This window comes from Arachidicoccus terrestris (genome assembly GCF_020042345.1).
In the GTDB taxonomy this organism is placed as follows: Bacteria; Bacteroidota; Bacteroidia; order Chitinophagales; family Chitinophagaceae; genus Arachidicoccus; species Arachidicoccus terrestris.
Map to the genome: position 1 here is coordinate 401,993 of NZ_CP083387.1, position 21,874 is coordinate 423,866.

Below are 21,874 nucleotides of genomic sequence, written 5' to 3' on the forward strand. Positions count from 1 at the left end.
AGGGCAGTATTCTAGCAGTACTGCTCTTCCATACGGCAATAGCACAAAACGTTTTTCAGGAAGGCTTTGGAATCCCCCCGGCTACGCCGGGGAGAGCGTTGGTGCTCCCTGCCCCGTATACATCAACAGATTCATCTTATCCCATTCGGACATTATCACTTATCACGGTTATGAAGACGTTACCCTGCATCAGAAAAGAATCGACGAATTAAAAATCAATAACCGACCGATGATCTGTACCAAATATATGGCGCGTAAACGCGCCAGTACCTTTCAGGTGATACTGCCACTACTTAAAAGAATGCATGTCGGGGTTATTAACCGGGGACTGGTAGACGGGGAGACACAGGCCAAATACGTCTGGGATGAACCGGTGTTGGATGGCAGTGAACCGAAGTTATGGTTCCATGATATTTTCAGAAAGGACGGCAGCTCATTTGACAAGGATGAAACGGAGTTTATAAGGACAATTATTAAACAGAAATAAGTTATGAATAACAGTGGATGAAGAGATGCAATTTCTCATGTACTTTTAAACAAGTATAACGGGGTTTCTATTCCTGGATGACCCCTTTATTTTTTGAAGAACACTTAAAAATGACTCCTATAAGATAGGACAGCATGGAGGCCATCAGTGAGCTGAAGATGCGTTATTTTACCATCAGCTTTGACACGCATATCAATACCACAACAGTATTTGCCTTGAAGACAGGTGCCTCCCGTATTCTCCCTTTGCCTTCCAATTACGGGAGCAGTTCAACCTGGTGAATGCTCCTTCCGCCAACCGGATCAAAGAATGCCAACGGGCAAATGACCCCAGCGCCTTCGATGGCCTGGCCCGAAGACCTAAATAAGTCCTCATAACCATAAGGCCATTGTCTGAAGTTGCTGCTGTATCATATTGACCTCTGCCTGGCCGTGTCCAGCTTCTCCTTATCCGTGCTGTTCAAAACCGAATGTAAGATCTATTTCTTTGATATTACATTCTATAAAGAGTTTCATTTCCTTGCCGCAATACGGATTGGTGAGTATGGCGAAGACGGCATCGATCATGATCTTGGGACAGCCGTAGGTCGTATTACCAATATTGCCAGGCTTACCGTTGAGGACCTTGTCGATAAATTCCTGTAACACTTTTTTCCCAAATCTTAAAGGAAACTGGGCCGTTTTATGGTATCTTTACCTGGCACCAAATCTGAATCTCCAAAGCAATGGCCCCCATACTTACACCCCTCATCGCCATCATGATCGCTCTGGCGCTGATCTCATTCAGCTGCTATTTTTGGTATCTCAAAAAGCAAATCAGAAAAAACGGCATAGAGACCGACGGTGTCATTTTTGAAATCCATCGACCCGTCTCCAGGCAAGAGACGTATAGGAGTCCCAGCTACCCCGTCGTACGCTTCGTGACCTGCAATAAACGGTGGATCACGGCTGAAAGCAAGATAGGCGTTCCCATGGGGGCGTATAAGCCCGGTAAACAGGTCAAGGTCGTCTATGACGAGAGCCGTCCGGAGCGGTTTTTCATCGACGACACCCTTACCCGGCTGGTCCCCTGGCTCATGGTCACATTCGCCACCGTCCTCATCATTACCGGTATTATCTACCTGATCCGCTTATAAACTCCCCCACATTACTTCGCAGCAACATTGTGAACATGTTGTAACTAGAAAGTTGCATAATCGGTTCTATTCCAAAGCTTTCAAACATTGGATGACCGCTTTAATAGATAAGGATTGTGACTGACCCAAATAATATGCCTCTTCCATTCTGGCGATGGAAGTATATAAGTAATTAAAATTCGGTAGCGGGCTTTCTTTTATAAAAGTAGTCAAGCTCGTCCTTACCTCTTCGAGGCCTTCTTCGGAACTGATGGCAACCTGATGTAATGCTTCCAGTATAAGAGGATCAAATCGATCAAAATAATCTAAAGATCGGTGTTCAGAACCTAGCGTCACTTGAAGCAAATCCATCAGCAATGGCACGGCCTCAACGTTCATAACTTTTGAAAAACAACGCCTTGCGTGATCCAAATCGAATGGAACGGTTTTACCAGAGCTCAAGTATTTCAAGTAATATACCAGTCCGTCCAAGCAATTCAAGGCAACCAGATAGCCAGCCGCCTTAAGGCCTCTTTCATTTGGGACCGGTTCAGTCACCAAAATCGATTGTAGAAATCCGGTCAAAAGCCCCTCTTGCTTCTTGTTTGAGAAAAGATATTCTACACAGCGCCATTGAATCACAGCGGATTCTGAATGGGTTAGGACATCCAGAACGGCATTTGTATCCCCCATTTTTTCAAATAACACCTCCAATATCTCCGCTCTTATATATTCAGGAACTTTATCTCTGGTCTTAATATAATCAAGGATATGGGGAAAGGCCTCCTTCAGATCGTTAGCGATCGCGTATTTGGCGTTGCTACGCCATATAAGCGAAATCTTGATTCCCTCTTTAATATTTTTGACAACGCGATCTTGCAAAGTCTTGCTATCCACCATTTCTTCCAGAAATTTTATATGCGATAGGGACCGCTCAGGCAGATCCGCATTGAAATCTTCGAACAAAGTGAACTCAAGCAGCATTTCTTCCGGAAGTCGTATACTCAGTCGTCTTACAAAATACCAAAGCATGGCGGCATAGCGATTATACGAAAACGTGCTTTCCTTAGCACCTTCTTTGACCCAGGCGATTTTCCCCCAATCTATATCCTTGCTAAGAGCAATGCATCGGTTAATCATAAACGTTTTCTGTACATCCGACAAGGACAATTGAGCATCACTCTTTACATGCCGGTATATTTCTAAAATCCGATAGTTATCAAATAATTTATCATTATCTACCCAGGCGCGAACCTCCGCCAATGACCAGGCCTTCTGATGTGTCAAATCTCTTAGGAAATCATATATGGTATTTGAAATACCACTATCCGAAGTAGCCAGAAGCTTTTCCGTTCGCAGTCTACGCACATCTTTATCCGTCAATGCTTGCAAGCCGGTAGCGTTAAAAAAAGAGGAAACTTCGGTTAAGAATTTCTCCTTGTCAAACAACAGATCAAAATCCCTTTGTTTTTGGGCTAACTGCTGGGCTTTATAATCCGGCAACTCCAGCCGCTCAAGGAGAATATGGCACCTTTCTTCCAAAAGCTGCTCGAGTTCGGCCGAAAAATTCCGCGCAGCATTCATGCTTTTGTTACGTGTAAGCGCCTCATGAAACCGTTCAGCATCTTGATTAGAATAAACACCATCCTCCACTCCTTTTACAAAATGAACCAAAACCTCCTGATCCGTCAATCTGGCTATTAAGCTGTCTTTTTCATAATGTTTTAATTCGGCATTATTCCAGACCTCATTAAAGGTTTGCACATTCGTTCCTGTTTGATGGAAGAAAGTGCTCAAGGTTATACAATAATCGGAATCAAAAGTTCTACCTGTTGTAATAAAAAACGCGTAAATGGCCGGGTACACGCTTTTATCCTCTTGATAAGCCTCGCAGGCATTGTCAACAACAGCGGCTATGACTTCATACTTATCATAATAATGCATATGTCGTCTATCCAAAGGGTCGGTGAAAAACCCAAGAATTCTCTTAATGGCCGCTGAGGAATTAAACTTCTTTAGCCCCCGATTCAGGTAAAAACTTTCATCCGCTAAATTAACTTCCCCTCTATCTTTGTTCCACTCATCCTCATTTGTCATAAAGACCCCCTCCAAAAACAAATCGACATAATCGTTGAGATAATCCGAGCCCCAAATAATCTTATAAAGGCCGGCCCTGATATATTGGTTGGATCTATTTGAGAACAGGCTGGTGATGGCCGACAAAGTCTCTTTACCATTCATTCCCAATGTGCCCATAGCGGATAACACGGAATGCACAAAGCCCACGTCCGATTGCTCCTTTTCCAAAGAGCTCATCAGCGTTCTCTCTAAATCCGGCAGATAACTGGGATATTTCCCCATATCCATTTCTTCCAGTAAATCTAAAGCATTCAACCTGACAACTTTCGCCAGGGCTTCGTCATTAAACGTGTGAATAAGATATTGAATAGCTTCCTGCGACTCGCCAAATGTCGCCAATTCACGGGTCTTGAATTTATTGGACTGCAGCCAGATTTGCTTTTCCTTGTAAAATTCGAAAATCCTTTTAAATATAAGCAATCGCACAGCGGGATCTACCCGCTCCCTTTCCGTTTTAACGATCATTTCTGGGTCTTTTTCCATGAGCCAATTGATCAGTTGTTCGGTTTCGGCTCCATCACCTATGTTCAATAAAAAAGAAAGCGTATTGGCCCAATTGGGTTTAATTCTATTGAAATCGGGCGCAAAACTTGCCAGGGATTTCAGGAGATCTAAAGGTTGATCCGCTAATAAATAAGCCGCCAGATATTCCCGGATATTATTGTGCTCAAATTGCCATGACTCTGTAGTTTGGACCGATTTATTAAAAGCTGAAAAATATCTCAGCGCTTTTCTTTGATCAGGCGGCTTAATGATTTCATATAATTCATCATCCAAGATATGATTTCTGCCCATGAGTTCCATGGCGAGTGCCACTTTCCCCGCTGTTTTCAGAATTTCTTTTTTTGACAAATCCAGTTCAAGGGTGGTCTCAAAATGCCTCTGATCAAACTTGATCCTCGACTCGATACATTGCCGGATAATAAAAGCCCTATCAGCCTCAAGGTTATGATGATCTTTATAATAAGTCAGCAGCAGATTCAGGAAAAATGGATTAAAAATAATATCAATAAATCCATGCTTGTCGGCCTCCGTTATAAAACGAGTTCCGTCCATTTGGAAAACAGAAGTTACATATTCTCTCACATCGTCTTCCGTCAAGTCGCTCAGAAAATAACAGTCAAATCCCTTTAAGTTTCCGCTCTCAGTATCACTGGGGAGGTTATAAAAGTTTGTCCGGCAGGACACGATTATTCTAATCTTGCTGTGCTTTTCCGAAAAACCTTGAATTTTACGGATCACCGTGGTGAAATGATCGGGAGGTACTTCATCTATCCCGTCTAACAACAACAATAAATTCTCCGGGTCCGCCTCCTTCCACTGCTCCGGCAATATCTCTTCCAGGTCCTTGTCCACATAGGTATTGAATCTTTGGTAAATTGGTATCAGCGGACTGATCGAGTCCAGCACCTCTCTTCCCAATTGTTGCAAGGCGATGGATTTACCAGCGCCAGCGTTTCCAAGCACGACCATTTTGTTGGCACACCTGGTTCCCTCCATCAGGGATTTTGCGTCAACACCTCCTCCCTCATTCACTTTCCGGATCTTTCTGGGAATATAATATTGCAGGGGGACAACAGTCTTTTCAAATAGCTTTTTTAACTCCCCAATATATTCCAGGGATGTTTGTCCATTTAACTTAAAGTTCCGTTTATCATTCGCAATCAAAAATTTTACTGTAATACCGAATAAGATAGAATTAATCTTATCTTTAAATTGCTCCGTCCGGTCAAATTCATTCACCCACCCGGTATCAGACACATCCTTTTTAAATTGCAGAACTTTTTGGGGTTGTATATCATTCGCGGCATCGGACTGCTTTTTGAAAAAGACATACATGAGCATAGCCTCTTTGTTCTGCTCCCATTTTTTCAAAGCGAGATAATACTCCTCTTCCGTTCCTGAACCAAACAGCTCACCAGTCTTTTGATTTAATTCCCCTGTAGGGGTGCCAAATCTATTCCAGAAAATCCCAAGATAGATATCATAGATGATGCGGTTATTGATAATCTCCTGGGGCCTGTCCCCATGTTCTCCAATAATCTGTTTCCATTCACACACCTGGAATAACAGCGGGCAATTCTGCTGTGTCAATTGGTTATTCACCAATTGACACAGCTCTTCCACCACTTTCTTTTCTTCTTCAACATCACCCGGACAGGAAACAAAAATTCGGATTAAAGTTATATTTTGGCTCATAGGCGTTATCATTCAATACACTAATATTCAATCCAAAATTACAAACAAATAACGCTTATCCCATAAAATAGCGCCAGTCCACAAGGAAATGTTGATAAAAATGTTGTTCCCGATAACTTTTTCCAGAGGCAGCATTCTTAGTCGTTTGTAAGCGCTTATATTCGTTTAAAAACGGGTATAGATTGGAGATGAAAAAATATCTTTCGTATTTTTAAAAGTAGAACGGGTTAGATGCTGGTGATGATGCCGTGTTACGCGGGAACATAGGAAGCAGAATATTTATTTGGAATTTTACAAAAAAATAATACTAACTTGCATTAGCTTTTAACAGATCTATTCAGAATGCAGGACAGACAGGACATACAGGCGGCATGGGACGATTTCGTGATGAGCGGAAGCGAAAGGGCTTACTATGTTCTCTATCGGCATTATCATAATTATTTGCTTTTCATAGCGATTCAAAGAGGTGTTTCCATAGACAGCGCCAAAGATAAAGTCAATGATCTTTTCCTCTATGTATTTGAACACCGGGAGGCGCTTAATAAAGTGCGGCACTATCATAACTATATCGTCAGCAGTTTTTTGCATAACCTGTTTAAGAAGGCCACTTATTATCCGGAATCATATGACGCGGCGGAGTCGGAACCAGCACTCGAATCGACACTAGTCGAGCCGGGGCCGCTGGCCGAGCGGGCCGCGATGGAAGAAGCGGACGCGGCCAGAGCGCTGATCCGGTCCTATATCGGGCAGCTCTCCCGGAGCCAGCGGGAGATGATTTACCAGAAATTCTATCTGGGACTCAGTTATGAAGCGATCGCAAGCGCCAAGGGCGTTACCGTAAAAACCGTGTATAATACGATCCTGCGCGCCGTCGCCAGGTTGAAAGAGCTGATGGAAGCCGATGAGACTTCGAGCTCCGGCCTGAAGGCCGCCCTGTTTTCTCTGGGTAGTTTTCTATTGTAGTTTTTAGTTGTCCGTTTATTTTGCTTTGCCCTAAATTTTTCTTGCCGTTAATCCATTGATTTTTATTTCGTTAACGCAGAATCCAGGAATTTTTTTAAAATAATTAAAAAATTCTTTAAAAAAACGTGGGAAAAATCGGCCCTCTCCGCTCTATTATCCAATTAGCGCAAAATTTCAACCATGAAGGACGAGGACGTAACCGATCTGCTCAGGCATGAAAGTTTTTTAAATTACCTATTTGGCAGAAACGCTGAAGATGAAAGGTATTGGGCGGACTGGTTGGAGCGTCACCCGGGATACCAGGACGAAGTCAACCGGATCAAGCGGCAGGTTCAGGAGATGGCCCGGGCTTCGGAAGAGTCGGTAGTCAAGCAGCATTATGCGGAGCTTCAGGAAAGGATCGCGATGTCAAGAGCCACTCTGGCCCTGCCGCAAGAGGGAAAAAAGATAAGACCACTTTGGCCAAGGATCAGGATCGCGATAGCCGCGGCGGCGCTCGTACTGGTGACACTGGGCGCTTATTACTGGATACAGCAAAAGCGGCCTGATGATCTCCAAGTCGCACAGGCAAAAGTGCAAGATGTGCAGCCCGGCGGCAATAAAGCCGTTCTCACGCTGGCCGGCGGCCGGCAGATAACGCTGACAAACGCGGCCACAGGAATGGTGGCAGAGCAAGGAGATATAGTGATACGCAAAACCAGCGCCGGAGAAATCGCCTATCAGGACGGACCGTCTTCGAATGACTTACGTAACGGGGGAACCGTCCAGATGAATACCATCACGACCCCCAGAGGCGGCAAATGGACGCTGACGCTGTCGGATGGCACCAGGGTCTGGCTGAACGCCGCTTCTTCCATCACCTATCCGGTGGCCTTTACAGCTAACGTACGACAGGTCAGTATTACGGGAGAAGCCTATTTTGAAGTGGTGCATAACGAACGGCAGCCCTTTACCGTGATGGCCGGCGGCCTTAGAATCGAAGATATCGGGACGGCCTTCAATGTCAAAGCCTATCCGGATGAAGCGGATACCAGGACCACGTTGGTCGAAGGCAGCGTCAGGATCTCCAACGGATATGGAGCGGCTATTCTGGAACCCGGCTACCAGGCGAAATCCGTCAGGGAAACAAACGGCGGGAGCATAGAGGTCGGCAAAGCCAAAGATCTTGAACAGATCCTGGCCTGGAAAAATGATCTTTTCATTTTCAACCGGACGGATCTACACAGCCTGATGCGAGAGCTCAGCCGGTGGTACGACGTAGACGTAGTCTATGAAAAGGGCGTCAAAAACGACGTATTCTACGGCCGGGTGCTGAGAAATAATACGCTTTCGCAGATACTCAAGGTACTGGAACTGGGCAACGTGCGTTTCAGGATCGAAGGCAAAAAGCTGATCGTCATGCCCTGACCGGATTATTCAAAGATTAAACCAAGGCATCATAAGATAGATTCAATACAACCTGGTGATGGGTCCAAAAAACCGGAAGTGCTCGTAACACTTCCGGCGGACATTGGAACGACCAAAAAACGCGTTCAAGCAATTATTTACTCATTCCAAACAATGCAAATGTATGCAAATTTCCGCATGTAGGAAAAACCCTAGCTGCTACCCGAAGTTTTTCCGATCTAAAATCCTACTGGTGATGAAACTGATAATCCTATTACTCACCGTGGCCTGTCTGCACGTTTCGGCCTCCGGCCTCGGCCAGCGCGTTACGCTCAATAAAAAGAACGCTCCCCTGTCGGAAGTGGTCAAAGCCATCCAACGACAAAGCGGCTACCAGTTCTTTTACAAGGGTGATGAACTCAACCATACCAAGGTCAGCGTCGAGCTTAAAAACGCCACCGTTCAACAGGCCATGGACCAGGCGCTGAAAGGCCTCCCCTTTTCCTATAAGATCACCAACAAAATCATCGTGATCCAGCAAAAAGCCCCAGCAAAGCAACCGAAACCTCAAACATCCGGCTCCGCCACCATCCAGGCGGCCGCGGACCATGATGTTCGCGTGCATGTCACCGACTCCACCGGAGAGCCCCTCTCCGGCGCCAGTGTCATCGTCAAAGGCACCACACAAGGCGGCATGACGGACCAAGATGGCAACATCACTCTTTCAGGAATGACCGGCAACGAAATACTCAGCATCAGCTATTCAGGATACGAAAGCCAGGAAATCAATATCAACAACCGCGAAACCATCATGCTTGTCTTACAACAAAGCACCAATATATTAGATGAAACACAGGTCATCGCTTACGGAACCACTACAAGACGTTTAAGTACAGGTAACATATCGACAATTAAAGCCGAGGATATCGAAAAATCTCCTGTAAGCAATGTGCTCCTCGCCATGGAAGGCAGAATGCCAGGAATATTCATTAGCCAAACTTCGGGTATTCCTGGTTCCGCAGTGACTGTCCAAATCCAGGGAAGAAACAGTATTCAAAATGGAAATTCTCCACTATATGTAGTTGATGGTGTACCCTATCCTGCAGAGCTTGATTTAGTCATGGGAGCATTACAAGGCGGCAACCCATTAAATTATCTAAATCCGCAGGATATTGAAAGTGTAGATGTTCTAAAAGATGCGGATGCGACTGCTATTTACGGATCACGCGCAGCCAATGGTGCAATTTTAATTACTACTAAAAAAGGATTGTCGGGACAGGTACGAGTGAATTTGAATCTTCAATCAGGTATTGGCCAAGTGACATCAAGGGTTAAGATGATGAACACTCAACAATATCTAGAAATGCGTCGAGAAGCGTATAAGAATGATGGTCTTGCTGTACCCAGCAGTTCCTCTGTCGCAAGTTCTTCTAACTATGATTTGACTGTATGGGATCAAAGTCGTTACACTGACTGGCAAAAAGTATTAATTGGCGGTACTGCACATTATACTGATCTACAAGGTTCTGTTTCAGGAGGCAATGATAATACAAATTTTCACTTAGGCACAAATTACCACAAGGAGACTACCGTCTTTCCCGGAGATTTCTCTGATAGCAAGGGATCAGTTTATTTCAATGCCAATACCGTCTCATCTAATAAAAAATTCAGATTGCAATTCTCGTCAAGTTATCAAAACGACGAAAGCAATAGCCCCTATTCAGACTATACAGAATACGCAGTTAAATTAGTTCCTAATTCACCTGCATTATATCAATATGACGGGTCTTTGAATTGGGAACAACTATCTAACGGAAATGCAACTTGGACTAATCCATTATTTCAAAGTCTTAGACAAGTAAATAACAAATCCAACAATCTTCTGGCAAATTCAGTTATTAGCTATGAAATATTTAATGGGCTTCAATTAAAAAGTAGTTTGGGTTACAATCATTTTGAGTCCTACCAGATTAGCACCAAACCGAAATCTTCTTTCGCACCACAGTATAGAAATATAATCTCCTCCAGTGCAAGCTATGGAAATAGTCATGTGGTGTCTTGGATTATAGAGCCACAGTTGACTTACAATTTGTATCGTAACTATGGAAAATTCAACTTCTTGATAGGTACAACTTTTCAACGGCGGAACAACAATGCAACTACAATCGACGGGACAGGTTATATTGACGAAAATCAATTAGAAAACATGGGAGCAGCAGCAACTCTTACATCTAGATATAACTTAAAATCCATTTATAATTATAATGCACTATTTGGTCGTATTAGATATAATTATAAAGATAAATATCTGGTCAATATATCCTCTAGAAGAGATGGCAGTAGCCGCTTTGGTTCTAAAAATCTTTTTAAAACTTTCTATGCCCTAGGAGCAGCATGGATATTTAGCAATGAGAAATGGTTTCAAAAAACAATACCAGCCATTAGCTTTGCTAAGGTTAAGTTAAGTTATGGTGCTACCGGAAACGATCAGATTGGGGATTATCAATTTTTAAGCCTGTATAATTCAATCTATATGGACAGAAATTATGGAGGAGGAACCGGGATATATCCGGTGGGGATTGCTAATCCATATATACAATGGGAATTTACAAAAAAAATCAATCTGGGATTGAATCTTAATATATTTGATAATAGAGTTATGTTTGAGGTGAATGCCTACCGCAACCGGTCATCCAATCAATTAATAAATTATGTATTGCCGATCGTTACAGGTTTTTCCGCCATTACAGATAACTTTGATGCTATCGTTGAAAATTCAGGACTTGAGTTTTCTGTTACATCCTATAATATTAAATCAGGTGGGTTTAGCTGGACAACCAATTTAAATTTGTCGAAGAATCGTAACGAATTGATATCCTTTCCGGGATTATCTCAATCATCCTATGCTAACAGGCTTGTTGTTGGACAACCGATAGGTATCTTAAAGGCTTATAAGTTTGCTGGGGTCAATCCCGAAACTGGTGTTTATCAGTTTACTGGATCTGATAAAAAGCTTACTTCTTCTCCTGTTTCGCCCGATGATCAGTTTTTGTCCATTGATCTTACGCCTAAATACTATGGTGGGATTCAAAATAATTTTACTTATAAGGGGTTCTCTTTAGATATACTATTGCAGTTTGTAAATCAAATAGGAGATAATGGTCTGAATCAATTCGGCGTCAATTGGCCTGGTCTATTTGGAGGGGCTAACAATAATCAACCTATCAATGTACTCAATCGGTGGAAAACTGCCGGAGATCATAGAAATATTGAACGCGTTTCAACTACAGCTGATTATTATAGCGCATTGAATTATGCTCAACAGAGTGACGCTGCGTTTGTAAACGCTTCCTATATACGCATGAAAAATATCTCATTGTCATGGAGACTACCCGAAAGTTTGTGCCACAACTGGAAGATGAACTACGCCCGTTTGTATATACAAGGCCAGAACTTATTAACGATCTCTAAATACACTGGCTTGGATCCTGAAACTATAAGTTCAACAACTTTGCCGCCTCTTAGGATCTTGACAGTTGGAGTTCAAATAGGATTATAAATAATGATACTAAAATAAAAACTTTGGATTATGATCACAAAATATAAATTTCTATATCGTATTACATTGGCTGCTTTTATTTTTACATTTATAAGTAGCTGCAGGAAATTCATCGAGGTAGACGCACCTGTTACCAGTATAAATAGTGAAAATGTTTATAGGCATGATAATACCGCTATTTCGGTGCTCACAGGAATGTATGCAGCAATGTATGGAAGCGTACTAGGGGATGCCAGTATAACAAGTATGTCCCTATTTCCGGAATTGTCATCGGATATGCTTTCTTTATATAACCTTAATGATAATAGCCTTCGTCCATATTATCAAAATGATTTGAATCCTTCAGTTTTTAGTAGCGATACCCACATGTTTTGGAATGTCTGTTACAGTCAGATATATATAGCAAATGCTGCTATAGAGGGCTTGAAAGCATCTACTAGCTTATCACCATCTGTAAAGAAACAATTGATTGGGGAGGCGCACTTTATGCGTGCATTCTATTTTTTTTATTTGGTAAACCTTTATGGTGATGTTCCTCTTACCCTAAGTACTGATTCTAAAATCAATAGAACAATGGGAAGGATGTCAAAGGAGAATGTTTATAAACAGATTATTGCTGATGGATCAGTGGCTAAAACCAACTTGAGCGATGGATACAAGGATGTAACACTAGTTAATAACTCAGAAGAACGTATTAGACCAAATAAAGCAACGGCTGAGGCACTATTAGCTCGAGCGTATCTTTACACAAAAGATTATGTAAATGCCGAAAAATTAAGCACAGAGGTTATTAATAATTCTTTGTATTCACTCATAAATGTAGAAGATGTATTTTTGAAAAACAGCAAAGCAACCATATGGTCTGCTCAGCCTATACAAGCAAATGTTGGCACGTGGGAAGGATATCGTTTTCCACTACCGGCAACAGGTCCGGACGATCAATTTTCTATTTATTTATCTAACAATCTTATTCATTCTTTCGAGCCATATGATTATCGTCTTGCCAAATGGACCGGGAATGTTACTGTAAACGGCATAAAATATTATTATGCTTATAAATATAAGGCAGGTTCGGGAACCACAAATTTGCAGGAATATACTATTGTTTTCAGACTTGCTGAACAATACCTAATCCGTGCAGAGGCAAGAGTTAATTTAGGCAAACTTACGGGCGCAAATAGCGCTGTCAGTGATTTGGATAGTATACGAAATCGCGCCGGCCTGCCGCCTACTACGGTATCTTCTAAAGAAGATCTGTTAAATGCCATCCTACACGAGCGGCAAGTGGAATTCTTTACGGAATGGGGGCATCGGTGGCTGGATTTAAAACGTCTAGGAAAGATTGACGAAGTAATGTCAGTCGTTTGTCCCAAGAAAGGGGGTACATGGGCTTCCTATAAAGCGCTTTATCCTATTCCTCAATCAGAGATTGACAAGAACCCGGGCATGAATGGTCAACAGAATCCTGGATATGCAGATTAATGTTGTATGGCTTTCATTCTTATATAGACAGCGATTTCGTCTATAAGACAAGTGTTTCACTAAAAAATCAATATCATGAAAAGAATTGGGCTATTGATCAGCTTTACTGCTTTTGTATTATCTGCGTTAGGGCAAGGGATAAAATTTGAGAATAATCTTAGTTGGGAACAGGTAAAAGAAAAGGCAAAAAAAGAACATAAGTATATTTTTATGGACTGCTTTGCTACTTGGTGTGGTCCATGTAAAATGATGGATAAGAATGTATATGCCAAGAGAGAAGTCGGTTACAAGATAAATGACCAGTTTATCTCTGTCAAAGTACAAATGGATAGGACGAAGTATGACGCTATATCGGTAAAAAGTTGGTATAGTACAGCAGGTAAAATGATGAAAGATTACCATATTACCGCCTTTCCGACTTTTCTTTTTTTTTCGCCTAATGGAAGACTAGTACATAGGGGCATAGGTTATCAGGCCCCGCAGCAATTTATCCGTCTGGCAGTGAATGCAACTATATCAAGTGCGCAATCCGTAACCCTCTTGGCTAACTATATAGATGGGGAAAAGAATTATTCCAATATGCTGAAATTAATTCAGATAGCAAAAGACGCAGGGGAAGATTCACTGGCAGGAGAGATAGCAAAAGACTATAAGCAAAATTATATGAATCGCTTATCAGAAAAACAATTATTGACAAAAGCCAATATTGATTTCTTGATTAATAATGTGAAACTTCTTTCTTCTCATGATTTAGTATTTAAGATAGCGAATGAAACTCCGGAAAAGCTAAATAAAATATATCCCAGATTAGCTGAAAGATTAAAAAATTATATAATCAGTAAAGAAGAAATATATGGTCAAATACTTACCGAAGATAATAAACCTAAAGTCAAAAATCCTGACTGGAATAAAATGGCGAAAATAATTGATAGAAAATATGGCAAAGGAACGGCCGAAAGCCTCATTCTAAATGGCAAAATTATTTTTTATCAATGGGCTAAAGATTGGAACAAATTAATTAGCAGTTATGTAACCAAACAAGAGAGATATGGACTTGATACTTCCGGTTTTGGGAAAGTGGGTATTAATAATTTTGTATTTGAATATATATTCAAATATCTTTAGTTTGGCTAATTTCTGGCATAAAAGAAGGAGGAAAATGAGGGATTTGCCATTTTTTCGCACTTCGATAATTTTTTTTCAATGTTCACGAAGTCGGAAAAATTAATATTTACACTTTGCGCCCAATTTTCAACTCTACATCTATTTATAATATCACCAGTAGTAACCCTTTGCTTTTTAATATTTACGTACCATTTAGGCCCAGGGAGTTGTTTTTTTGATTTGGACTGCTGCTGTTTGTGCGATGCCAGTATCATCATAGCATAACATGCGGATACAAATGCCGGAACTTTTGCTACCGCAGTTTTTTCCCGGATTTGTGCCTGACCACATCCCATTAATGTTTTCTGATCTCTAAAGCCGACTTCTATCTCCCATCTTCTAATATAAGCCTGGACCTGCAGGAAAATATCTATCTCTTGATTGGTTGATATTAAATAGGCGGGAGCACGATACAGTAATTTTGATTTTTTGGTGAGCCTATAGGAAACTGGCCTGATAATGATCAGCATTAAGTCTCTCTTACCTGATTTTCGCCAGCGTATATCTTTTACAACTTTCACATTGAATGTACGCATCTTTCCTGCAGCCCATGCTTCAACCTGCTGATAAGGATAGTCATCGCTTTGTCGGATTTGTTCTGGTGTGGGGAGCTCTTCTCCATAATATCGTTTACGTCCCTTTCCTGATTGTTGCTCTTCTGGTAGAGCATAAATTTTTGAATCCTTCCTTATGCGGCCAATGAGTTCTACATTTTCTGGAAGTTGCCTTAAAACAGTTCCATTCGTGTAACTGCCGTCCACGCTCAGGATAAGTTTTTTATTTTTATAGCCATCGTCATCTAAGCACTTTCTCAAGGCTATGACACGCTGGACGCCTACTTCGCTCATTTTTTCTTTCTTCTGTCTTTCCCGGTATAGTGCTACTTCCTGGTCGGTCGCATTTTTTGACGGCTTCTTGGTGGGAGGACAATGTTTGAAGTCTACCGGGATGGCCCTTGATGGACCGCAGAGGTCTTTTTCAATGAGCGATAAAGAGAGTTGAACAAATCGTTGGCCCCAAATGAAATTATTACAAAACGGGGGGCCAAGTGGATCCCTTAGCCATCCGGTCCCTGATATTTTCTTCCCTCTCTTCCTTAACAGGGTATCGTCCATGTGTGCATAAATAAAATCGCCTTTCTTTCTATTTTGATACACGACCTCCTTTCTAACTTCAGAAAAAATTGCATTCATATCCATTCTTTCACCCTTAAATATTCGATAGGCCGCACTCCAGTCCTTAAACTGATTCCCACTTGCTGTTAACATCCCTGTTATCGTACAACGTCCAATACATGAAATAACTCCGTGAGACAAATCGCGAGCTCTCTGAAAAGTTCTGGATTGCTTGAAAGCTGTTATACATCTATCGAATAATTCATTAAAGCAAGCAACTACTCCTTCTTTTTGGGGAGTTTTTTTTTAAGATCTTTTACGGATTCATCACTACGCTGAAGTACTAGGCGCTGGTGATCATCTATCACCCACTCAACAATCTCTCCTTGCTTAAATTCTATTGCCTGAGCCACGGCAGCTGGAAAATTTACATACCATTGCTCACTCTTTGCTCTTTTTATTATCTGAATTTTAGTTGGATATCCCATATCTAGTCGTTTAACTAGATATAAAGATCACAAAAAATAGCAATATAACCAACTAAATTGCTATTTTTTTTTGCCTTATCTAGAAAAAGGCCAAACTAGAGGTATTTGAATATATATTCAAATATAGTAATGACCCTAATGTTTTAACGACGGCAATAAACTGGATGGAGATCCTTTTGAAAACTGATCCAAACAGATATTCATGGATAGATACCTATGCAAATATTTTATATAAACAGGGTAAAAGGAATTTGAGTATAGAGCAGGAAAGGAGGGCTCTGGAAGGGGCCCGTAAAGCAAAGGATCAAAGAAGCATAGATTTGTATATCGAAAATATTGATAAAATGAGCAAAGGATTACCAACTTGGAACAACAAATAACTATAATATTAAATTTAAATTAATGAGAAGGTTAATAATTATTTATTTATTTCTTTTTATTACAATAATACAATTTTCTATTGCAAATGCACAAACAAAAAAAGCGATTGACTTTGAAGGCATTGATAACTGGACCTATGTGGGAAATTCCAAAATTAGCTCAGATGGGAATTATGCTTCTTACATAATAGAAAATAGACCTACAGGATATCAGACGTTGATAATTTGTTCAACAATCAAAAACTGGAGAAGAGAAATTGTCTGCAACGGATCTCATTTTGGCGGCGCTTGTTATTTTACCAATGATAGCAAGTATTGTATTTGCTCGCCCAGAGATAGTATTGCTATTATTAAATTAGGAACATCACAAATTAACTATATTCCTGATGTCGATAATTTTAAATTACTTGAGGGGAGTTTACCCTATTTTGTATATCAAGACAAGAACAATCCCAAGAAGATAATTATATACGACCTTCTTAACAATAGAGAAGATAGTAATATTTTTTGTGATACTTATTTATTAAGCCCTGATGGTATCCATGTGCTGTACCATATCAATGGCAAATCAGATAGCACCCAACTTTCTGAAGTTATCTTGTACAATATATCAGACCAATCCAAAAAAGTTATTTGGAAGGGTTCTGAAGCATCCAATTTTAAATTTGATTATTCAGGTCATAAAGTAGCTTTTATGGGAAAGGCAGTTAATAACATCCAAAACGAAATATTTTTCTATAAAACAGGAGATATGACTGCGAAGAAAATCGAAAGCCCAAAGGACTTCAACAGTAATTTTGATTTTACCGATTTAATCGGTTTTTCTAATAACGATTCTTTGCTTTATTTTAAAGTTCAAAAAAGAAAAATCAATCTCCAAACTTTAACTGAAAAACCAAAGTTACATATATGGGGATTTAACGATCCTACACTTAATCCAGCTCAACCTTCTACTCAAGAAAATATTGAATTTCTTTTCGTTGCTCGTCTTCGGGATCATAAACTTTATAACTTATGCAGATATAAATTCCGTGGAATGAGTTTACAAATAGCCAAAAACCGAGATGATGCAAAGATTGATAACACTAAGTTTCTCTATTTTAGCAATGCTGGAGGCGATATAAATGAATCATATTGGAACAAAGCCTCTTTAGACACCATTTCAATAATTTCAAGCATGAATGGACGACGAACTATTGTCGATGTTAATGTAACACCTCAAATGGCAAGAAGTTATAAGTTGAGTCCCAATGGAAAATGGATTCTTTATTATAATAGTAAAGAAAATGCATATTTTAGTTACAATGTAAGTAGCGGTCAACGAAATAATCTTACAAGCAAAATAAAAGAAACATGGTATTATTCAGAATATAAAGTGCAGTCCAACCAAGAGCCATTACTTAAAGGTGTTGTTGGCTGGGTAGATAGTACTAATGATGTAATCTTGCAAGGGCAATATGATATTTGGAGAATTAGCTTAGATGGGGAAAAGGAGCCTTTATGTGTTACTAAAGGATATGGTAGGAGTCATCATATTGAATTTATGCTACCTAAATCAATTGGTAGAGGCAAAGTAATTTTTAATAAAAATCAAATTATATACTTAAGCGCATTTAACCCACTTAACAAACGAAATGGTTTCTTTTCGACGAATATTAATGGAAAGCATAGTCCCACACTGCTATCCATGGGTGATTATGCTTATTATGTTCCTTGGACGAGTCATTCATGGGGGCAAATAGAGCCGGTTAAGGCAGCAAAGGTAAATTCGTGGATTGTCGGAAGACAAGCTACAAATGAATCATTAAACTATTATTTTACTAAAGATTTCAGGCATTTTAAGCCTATTAGTAACAATCATCCGGAAAGAAATTATAATTGGATGCATGCGGAGTTGATTAAGTGGAAAATGCCGGATGGGAATATTTCTCAGGGCATACTATACAAGCCTGAAGATTTTGACTCTACGAAGAAATATCCTTTGATTTTCCAATACTATGAAGAGTTATCTAACAATCTTAATGTTTATTTAAGGCCTGAAAGAGTTGTTGCAGACATAAATATTCCTTATTATGTCAGCAATGGTTATCTGGTATTCACTCCTGATATAGAGCGTACTAAAAATGGGGCAGGTGTAGATGCTTTAAATGCTATGACATCTGCTGCCAAATATTTAGTATCAGAATATTCTTTTATAGATGTAAAATCATTGGGACTAAGCGGACATAGTATGGGTGGATATAAAACTAATTTTATTGTAACACATAGCGATTTATTCGCAGCGGCTAATATAAATGCGGGACCTTCGAATATCTCATCATTTGCCTTTAGCCTATGGTCAGGTGGAGGTGGTGCCCCTCTTTCTATAGTTGAGAGAGGGCAATTTTATATAGGGTATCCTATTGGAGAACGGCCTGATTTGTATGTAACTAATAGCCCAATATTTTATGTTAGTAATGTCAAAACGCCGCTTTTAATGCTATACAATAAAAAAGATGATATTGACAATTGGAGGCAAGGAGTGGCTTTATTTAAGGCCCTCCGTAGGGAGGGAAAAAGGGGTTGGATGCTACAGTATGATGGCAGTGGACACATGTTGGACTCAAGAGATACAGCAGCTACCACTGATTGGACTATCCGGCAAAAACAATTTTTTGACCATTACCTTATGGGTAAACCAGCTCCCGTATGGATGACAAAAGGAATACCCGCATGGGAAAAAGGGATTGGAAATGGATATAAATTGGACACTAAAATAGTGACCCCTAAAGAATGGTTGCTGACTACAAAGGAAATAGAAATTCACACCTCTATACAGCATAGAAAACCTTTGACGGCAACTTTTCCATAGAATGCCACAACCCACCGGTCTTCACAAAATTCTATCTTTAACAAGAAAGATGATCGAACTTATTGCATCGAGCAATTGATAAATCCTTTATAATCTATATTAGTGCATTCCTCAATTAAGAATGTAAAATACCAAAAATGAATATTAGACTACAGTTACTAGGGCTCTTTCTTATTAGTAGTTTTAACGTTATACATGTTAATGCCCAGAACACTTGGGACCTTCAATCCGTCCCTATACAAACCCGCTGGGCACATGAGGTCTCCCCTATCAATACATGGAGAGCATATCCCCGTCCGCAAATGGAGAGGGATAACTGGCAGAATCTAAACGGCCTATGGGACTACTTAACTACCGATAGCACTGTAAAATCATTACCCGAGCAATACGGTGGGCAGCTCCTTGTACCCTACCCTATCGAATCGGCCTTGTCCGGCGTCAAAAAAAGCCTGCAACCTAATCAGTATTTATGGTACCGAAGGGCTTTCGTAATGGAAAACAAGGATCCAAAGGAAAAAACACTCTTGCATTTCGGCGCCGTAGACTTCGAAGCTACGGTTTATATCAATGGGAAAGAGGTCGGACGGCATTCGGGCGGCTATACCTCCTTCAGCTTTGATATTACCAGTCTGATTAAGCAGGGGAATAATGAAATCGTGGTTCGAGTGTGGGACCCCACGGATCAGGGTTACGGACCACACGGCAAACAGGTGCTCCACCCACAGAATATTTATTATACCCCCAGCAGCGGCATCTGGCAAACCGTCTGGCTGGAAACCGTACCCGAAGCGTATATTAAAGCACTAAAGATCACACCGGATATTGACAAGTCGGCCGTACGCGTCACCGTGCAGTCCGATGCAAATAAAAAGATTGAAATTACAACAGCCGGCAAAACGGTTAAAGGAAGATCAAATACCGATATTACCATTCCCATCTCTAATCCTCATCTATGGTCGCCTGAAGACCCCTATCTGTATGATCTCAGCATAAAAATGGGTAAAGATCAGGTCAAGAGCTACTTCGCGATGCGTAAAGTCAGTGTACAAAAAGACGAGAAAGGTATAGACAGAATCTTCCTGAACAATCAGCCGTATTATAATTTAGGCGTATTGGATCAGGGCTTCTGGCCAGATGGTCTTTACACCGCCCCTACAGACGAAGCCTTGGCCTTTGACATTAAAGCCATCAAAGCGATGGGCTTTAATACCCTCCGCAAGCATATCAAAATAGAACCTGCCCGTTGGTATTACTATGCTGATAAGATCGGTATGCTCGTATGGCAGGATATGGTCAATCCTAACCAGGGACTGCCGGAAGGCGCCAAGGCGGCCTTTGAAAAGCAGTGTAAAGAAACCATCGAAGAGCTGTACAACCATCCCTGCATTACCACCTGGGTGCTCTTTAATGAAAAATGGGGCCGATATGAACAGAAGCGCCTTACCGACCGGATCAAGCAAATGGATCCGACCCGACTGGTGAACGGACATAGCGGCGAGCTGCTGTATGTTAATGACGTGCTCCGCAGCCCGAGCCCGAATGCTTATGTAGATGCGGACATGACGGACGTGCACAGCTATCCTTATCCTAGAATGCCCATTAAGCAGGCCGGTAAGGCGCAGGTACTGGGTGAGTTCGGCGGTATAGGCGTTTTCATCCCCGGCCACCAATGGAACGCCTCAAAGGCCTGGGGCTATATACAGGAAAAACCCGCCGATCTCAAAGCCAAATATGAAATCATGAACCAGCATCTGCAACTGCTCAAAGCGGAGGGACTCAGCGGCAGCATCTACACGCAGCCCTATGATGTGGAAGGAGAACAGAACGGCCTTATGACCTATGACCGGAAAGTCGTCAAAATACCGCTGGAAACGCTCAGAAAAATACATGAGCCGCTGAATCCCGGTATCCGGACAGAACAGATCCCTGAAATTAATATACAAAACGCGGACACGACCAATCCTTTGACGATTTACAGTGACATGTTGGGGCAATACATTGAGGGTAGCCGCGATACGGAGTTCCTAAGGAAAATGGCTCTATATGCCACCCAGGCCGGCGATAAAGCCGGGGCACGGATGGCGGCAAACGACCTTATCGAAAACATCCGTCCGCCCTTCAGCGCGGAAGATATACAAACCATCAGCCGCTTTACCACTTCCACCAAAGACCCCGGCTTCGGGATCATGCAGCGGCATGCCGCGGCTTTCAAGATCGAACTGGGCGACCGGCCATACACCGTTAAAATGATGAACGCCATCTATCATGGGGAAATGGAACCGGTAATCAACAGCAGTGAAAATCCGGACTGGATGGCGATACGAAAGAAGATCTCGTCCTACGGCCCCCCGGGAGAAGAGATTTTTCTTCGGGCGGAGACGATCTATTTTCTGAACAAGAAAGACTGGGATCATTACAGGCCCGTAGCGAAAGAATATCTGGATAAATATGGTCAATATATTGATTCTAAAGAAAGACTCAGTCTTGAAGAACATTTGGATAAGCAATAGATTCTATAAGACTATAACAATTAAAAATTAGTGAATA

Annotated in this window: 14 protein-coding genes; 10 read left to right on the forward strand and 4 right to left on the reverse strand. The window is 41.2% G+C overall.

The features are described 5' to 3' along the window. The first annotated feature begins 247 nt into the window (after positions 1-247). Together K9M52_RS01525 and K9M52_RS01530 are read left to right on the forward strand one after the other, a co-directional pair. A complete protein-coding gene (locus K9M52_RS01525; protein WP_224070308.1) occupies positions 248-487 on the forward strand; it encodes a hypothetical protein in 240 nt (79 codons plus the stop codon). A gap of 134 nt (positions 488-621) precedes the next feature. After that, positions 622-768 carry a hypothetical protein gene (locus tag K9M52_RS01530; RefSeq protein ID WP_224070309.1) on the forward strand — a complete coding sequence of 49 codons (147 nt, stop codon included), beginning with the start codon at positions 622-624 and terminating at the stop codon, positions 766-768. 165 nt (positions 769-933) lie between these two features. On the opposite strand, the gene K9M52_RS01535 is transcribed toward K9M52_RS01530, so the two are convergent. Continuing rightward, positions 934-1,134, reverse strand: coding sequence for a hypothetical protein (locus K9M52_RS01535; protein ID WP_224070310.1), 201 nt, complete (start codon positions 1,132-1,134; stop codon positions 934-936). 77 nt (positions 1,135-1,211) lie between these two features. Here K9M52_RS01535 and K9M52_RS01540 point away from each other — a divergent pair, with 77 nt between their 5' ends. Beyond that, positions 1,212-1,622, forward strand: coding sequence for a DUF3592 domain-containing protein (locus tag K9M52_RS01540; RefSeq protein ID WP_224070311.1), 411 nt, complete (start codon positions 1,212-1,214; stop codon positions 1,620-1,622). A 66-nt stretch (positions 1,623-1,688) separates the two neighbouring features. Here K9M52_RS01540 and K9M52_RS01545 read toward each other — a convergent pair whose 3' ends face one another. Further along, the gene (locus tag K9M52_RS01545; protein ID WP_224070312.1) at positions 1,689-5,939 is read right to left on the reverse strand and encodes an NACHT domain-containing protein; all 4,251 of its coding nucleotides are present in this window, start codon (positions 5,937-5,939) and stop codon (positions 1,689-1,691) included. 342 nt (positions 5,940-6,281) lie between these two features. Here K9M52_RS01545 and K9M52_RS01550 point away from each other — a divergent pair, with 342 nt between their 5' ends. The 5 genes from K9M52_RS01550 (at position 6,282) to K9M52_RS01570 (ending at position 14,454) form a co-directional block, all read left to right on the forward strand. Then, positions 6,282-6,902 (forward strand): RNA polymerase sigma factor, encoded by a 621-nt coding sequence (locus K9M52_RS01550; RefSeq protein ID WP_224070313.1) that lies wholly within the window; start codon positions 6,282-6,284, stop codon positions 6,900-6,902. 180 nt (positions 6,903-7,082) lie between these two features. After that, complete coding sequence (locus K9M52_RS01555; protein ID WP_224070314.1) at positions 7,083-8,309, forward strand: FecR family protein; 1,227 nt, start codon at positions 7,083-7,085, stop codon at positions 8,307-8,309. 235 nt (positions 8,310-8,544) lie between these two features. Then, positions 8,545-11,847, forward strand: a complete 3,303-nt coding sequence (locus tag K9M52_RS01560) for a SusC/RagA family TonB-linked outer membrane protein (protein WP_224070315.1) — start codon at positions 8,545-8,547, stop codon at positions 11,845-11,847. 30 nt (positions 11,848-11,877) lie between these two features. Then, on the forward strand, positions 11,878-13,329 hold the full coding sequence (locus K9M52_RS01565; RefSeq protein ID WP_224070316.1) for a RagB/SusD family nutrient uptake outer membrane protein: 1,452 nt from the start codon (positions 11,878-11,880) through the stop codon (positions 13,327-13,329). 75 nt (positions 13,330-13,404) lie between these two features. Further along, positions 13,405-14,454: a thioredoxin family protein gene (locus K9M52_RS01570; protein ID WP_224070317.1), complete on the forward strand. Its 1,050-nt coding sequence runs from the start codon at positions 13,405-13,407 to the stop codon at positions 14,452-14,454. Between the two features lie 5 nt (positions 14,455-14,459). Here the strand turns inward: K9M52_RS01570 and K9M52_RS01575 are convergent, their stop codons facing one another. Continuing rightward, positions 14,460-15,854, reverse strand: coding sequence for an IS701 family transposase (locus K9M52_RS01575; protein ID WP_224071853.1), 1,395 nt, complete (start codon positions 15,852-15,854; stop codon positions 14,460-14,462). Positions 15,855-15,886: 32 nt separating this feature from the next. After that, a complete protein-coding gene (locus K9M52_RS01580) occupies positions 15,887-16,096 on the reverse strand; it encodes a hypothetical protein (RefSeq protein WP_119986438.1) in 210 nt (69 codons plus the stop codon). A 402-nt stretch (positions 16,097-16,498) separates the two neighbouring features. Here K9M52_RS01580 and K9M52_RS01585 point away from each other — a divergent pair, with 402 nt between their 5' ends. Next, positions 16,499-19,327 (forward strand): alpha/beta hydrolase family protein, encoded by a 2,829-nt coding sequence (locus K9M52_RS01585; protein WP_224070318.1) that lies wholly within the window; start codon positions 16,499-16,501, stop codon positions 19,325-19,327. A 137-nt stretch (positions 19,328-19,464) separates the two neighbouring features. Further along, positions 19,465-21,837, forward strand: a complete 2,373-nt coding sequence (locus K9M52_RS01590; protein ID WP_224070319.1) for a glycoside hydrolase family 2 protein — start codon at positions 19,465-19,467, stop codon at positions 21,835-21,837. Positions 21,838-21,874 lie beyond the last annotated feature (37 nt).